We start from the raw sequence: 3,277 nt of genomic DNA, 5'->3' as shown, positions 1-3,277 counted from the left end.
CGATCAGGCTGCGCGGCCCGCGGCGCAGGCCGCGGCGCGGACGCTCTTCACCTTCTGCGCCCTCAGCTTGGGCCGGGTGCTCAGTAGCGCCTGCGGACGTTTGCGAAGTACGCGTTTCGTCGGCGCGCACGGCATGCACGGCGCGCTCGGATTCGGACGAATCGGTGTCGTGGGTATCAGTCAAAACAACCTCAAAATGTCAGGTCGCGCGCGCCCATTGCGGGCGCGGCAAAAGTTCGGTTACGTCAGGCGCTGCGCGACTCGTTTTCGTCGTCGGTCAGTACGCCCGCGTCCTGTGCAGCATCGCGGCGGTCTTCTGGATCGCCGTGCGCCACACCTGTCGGGTTCGACTCAACGGCGTACTCCGTACTGCGGAGTTCGCCCAAGTCGTGCGCGGGTATTGCCGGATCGGCCTGGGAGACCGGATCCTGATCTTGTGCAACCTCAGCGGCGCTTTCGGCGGCTTCGTTGTGCGGGTGCGGTTCAACATGTCCTTCAACAGGCGTACCGGACGATGCCACGACATGCGCGCCACCGGGTTCGCGTGCACCCACAATGCTTGCGCCCTGCTCAACCTCGGTGACCCCGTCATCTTCAGGCTGATGACCTGTTTCCCCAGCTGCGTCAGGCTCTGCTGTTGATGCTTCAGCTATTTCTGCTCCCGCCAGTGACGCTACGTCAGCGTTTGTGGTTTCGGCGTGAGCGAATTCATCTGATTCGGGCTCGGCGCTTTCGTGCGCGCTGTTCAATGCGGCCGCTACGGGCGCCTCGACGCTGGCAGATTCCTGCGGCGCTGCACTATGGGCACTTGCACCGTCTTCAGGCACCTCCCCAATGGCCTCGCCGTTTTTTGAATCAAGCGCGGCAGCGTCATGCGCAAGCGCTGGCTGCGCGTCATGCTCCGCAGCTTCGGCCGGCGTTTCACCAGCCAACTCACCTCCCGTCGCCACCGCGTCGGGAAACTCGATTGCATGCTGGCCGAGCAGGTCGACGTTCAACTGCGCCGATGGATCTTCCAATGGCGGCAACTCGTCGAGCGCTTTCAGGCCGAGGTCGTCGAGAAACTGCCGCGTCGTCGCATAGAGCGCCGGACGGCCTGGCACGTCACGATGGCCGATCACTTCGATCCAGCCCCTATCCTCGAGTTGCTTGACGACCTGCGTGTTCACGGTAACACCGCGAATCTCTTCAATATCGCCCCGTGTGACCGGTTGCCGATACGCAATAATCGCCAGCGTCTCAAGAACAGCGCGCGAATATTTCGGCGGCTTCTCGGGATGCAAGCGATCCAGATACGAACGCATCGCGGGCTTGCTTTGAAAACGCCAGCCCGACGCCAGCCCGACCAGTTCAACACCACGCCCCGACCAGTCCTGCTTCAGGTCTTCGAGCAACGTGCGAACCGTGTCTGCCGACACGCCATCGGCAAAGAGCTTGCGCAACTCACCGAGCTTTAAAGGCTCCTGCGCGCAGATCAAGGCAGTCTCGAGGACGATCTTCGCCTCTTGGGTATTCATGCAGCTAGGTCAGACCCTGTGGTCAAAGAACCGGATCAAACAGACGATGTGGAACTGAAGACGCGCTCGCCCGATTCTGATCGGTCATATTGATGGGAGCACGCACCGGGGGGAGGCGAAACAGGCAATCGAGCCAAACCCAGCCGGACGGAGCAGCGATGTTCCTGAAAGGAATCGCGTGACTGAACGCCATATTACGCAAAAACAATCGGTGCGTAAAGACGAAATCCCGTTGATTCGGGCTTCCCGGGCATGAAGATGCGAAAAGGTGGCTAACGCCGGTCAAATGAGTGTCCGGCGCTGGCGTCGAACACAAACCCCGGTGGGTTCAGTTTACACGGTGGCGCACGAGGAACTGCTCAAGCCGTGCGACGCCCTGGTCGAGCCGTGCGGTGTCGCATGCATAGCACCAGCGCACAAACCCTTCGCCTTCAGCACCAAACGCGCTGCCAGGCGCGAGACCCAGCCCCACCTCCTGCACCAGCGATTTGCACAGCGCCAGGCTTTGCGCCGCGCCGGGTAACGAAAAGAACAGGTACATGGCTCCCGGCGGCGCCTTCACGTCGACACCCGGCATTGCAGACAACGCCCGAACCAGATGATCGCGCGACGCCTTCAGGTCGCTCACAAGTTGACGGGTAAACGGCTCGCCCTGCTCCACCGCCGCGATGCCGGCTTGCTGCACGAACGCCGGCGCACAGGACGTGTTGTATTCGACCAGCTTGCCCAGATCGTCCATCAACGCGGTGGGCGCGACGATCCAGCCGAGCCGCCAGCCGGTCATGAGCCAGGCCTTGGAGAACGAATTCACGCAGATCACACGCTCGTCCCGTGCCGCCAGGTCAAGAAAGGACGGGGCAATTCGGGAGGCGTCGGGAGTGGCTTCGGCGGCATCCTCCGCGTAATAAAGGCGTTCGTAGACCTCGTCGGCAACGATCCAGATGCCGTGGCGACGGCAATGCTCCAGCACGACGCGCTGTTGTTCCTTCGACATCACCCAGCCGGTTGGATTGTTGGGCGAATTGATTAGCAGCATTTTCGTGGCCGGCGTCAACTCCGCTAACAGCTGTTCGAGATCGAGCGTCCACCCCTGCGCGCCGTAGCCCAGCGCGACTGTTTCGACGTGCGCGCCGAGAATCTTCGGGATTTCCACCAGATTCGGCCACAGCGGGGTGACTGCGACGACCCGGTCGCCCGCGCCGACCACGAGTTGAGCGGCAAGCATCAAGGCGTTGACGCCTGCGCTCGTCACCGCGACGTGCTCGACCGAAGTCGCACCATGCAAGTGCGTGACGTAATTGGCAAGCGCCGCGCGCAAAGGCGCAACGCCGAGATTGTGGGTGTAGAAGGTGGCGCCAGCGGCAAGGGCATCGCTCGCCGCGGTTCGAATGAACTCTGGGGTGACCCGGTCGGACTCGCCAAACCAGAACGGTAGCACATTCTCGACGCCGAACCCGGCGTTGGCCACTTCGCGAATCTGGGACGGTCGCAGGGCACGGACGGCATCACGCGCATTGGGCAGGAGGGACGCAGACAGATCCAGTTCGCTCATCGGGACTTCCAGGCGGGTCAGTTGGGACAAGTCACAATTTTAGCGTGCCACGCAGTCCCGGCGACGCGAGGACGGCAGGGGGACCGCAAGACCGCCTGCCGCCCTCAACGCAAATCTTCCGCCCTTGCTGGCAACTGCTGGATCAAACCCCACACGGCCTGCGCAGCCGGCGAGAGCGACCGGTCGCGCCGCCGCACCAGTTCAACCG

2 protein-coding genes and 2 pseudogenes are annotated in these 3,277 nt (G+C 62.7%); all 4 read right to left on the bottom strand.

The features are described 5' to 3' along the window. A pseudogene (locus WCA85_RS02430) lies at positions 1-184 on the bottom strand (23S rRNA pseudouridylate synthase B); the annotation flags it as partial. A 61-nt stretch (positions 185-245) separates the two neighbouring features. Next, positions 246-1,517, bottom strand: coding sequence for an SMC-Scp complex subunit ScpB (gene scpB, locus WCA85_RS02425; RefSeq protein WP_424061539.1), 1,272 nt, complete (start codon positions 1,515-1,517; stop codon positions 246-248). A 328-nt stretch (positions 1,518-1,845) separates the two neighbouring features. Beyond that, on the bottom strand, positions 1,846-3,069 hold the full coding sequence (locus WCA85_RS02420; protein ID WP_424061538.1) for a pyridoxal phosphate-dependent aminotransferase: 1,224 nt from the start codon (positions 3,067-3,069) through the stop codon (positions 1,846-1,848). 104 nt (positions 3,070-3,173) lie between these two features. Continuing rightward, positions 3,174-3,277 (bottom strand): annotated as a pseudogene (locus tag WCA85_RS02415) (LysR family transcriptional regulator); the annotation flags it as partial.

The organism is Paraburkholderia sp., from assembly GCF_049581445.1.
GTDB lineage: Bacteria > Pseudomonadota > Gammaproteobacteria > Burkholderiales > Burkholderiaceae > Paraburkholderia.
This window is presented reverse-complemented; position numbering and strand designations above follow the sequence as displayed.

What these genes read in the sequence shown, in the direction of transcription:
- scpB (WP_424061539.1), bottom strand. Translation starts at nt 1,517, where the DNA reads ATGAATACCCAAGAGGCGAAGATCGTCCTCGAGACTGCCTTGATCTGC.
- WCA85_RS02420 (WP_424061538.1), bottom strand. Translation starts at nt 3,069, where the DNA reads ATGAGCGAACTGGATCTGTCTGCGTCCCTCCTGCCCAATGCGCGTGAT.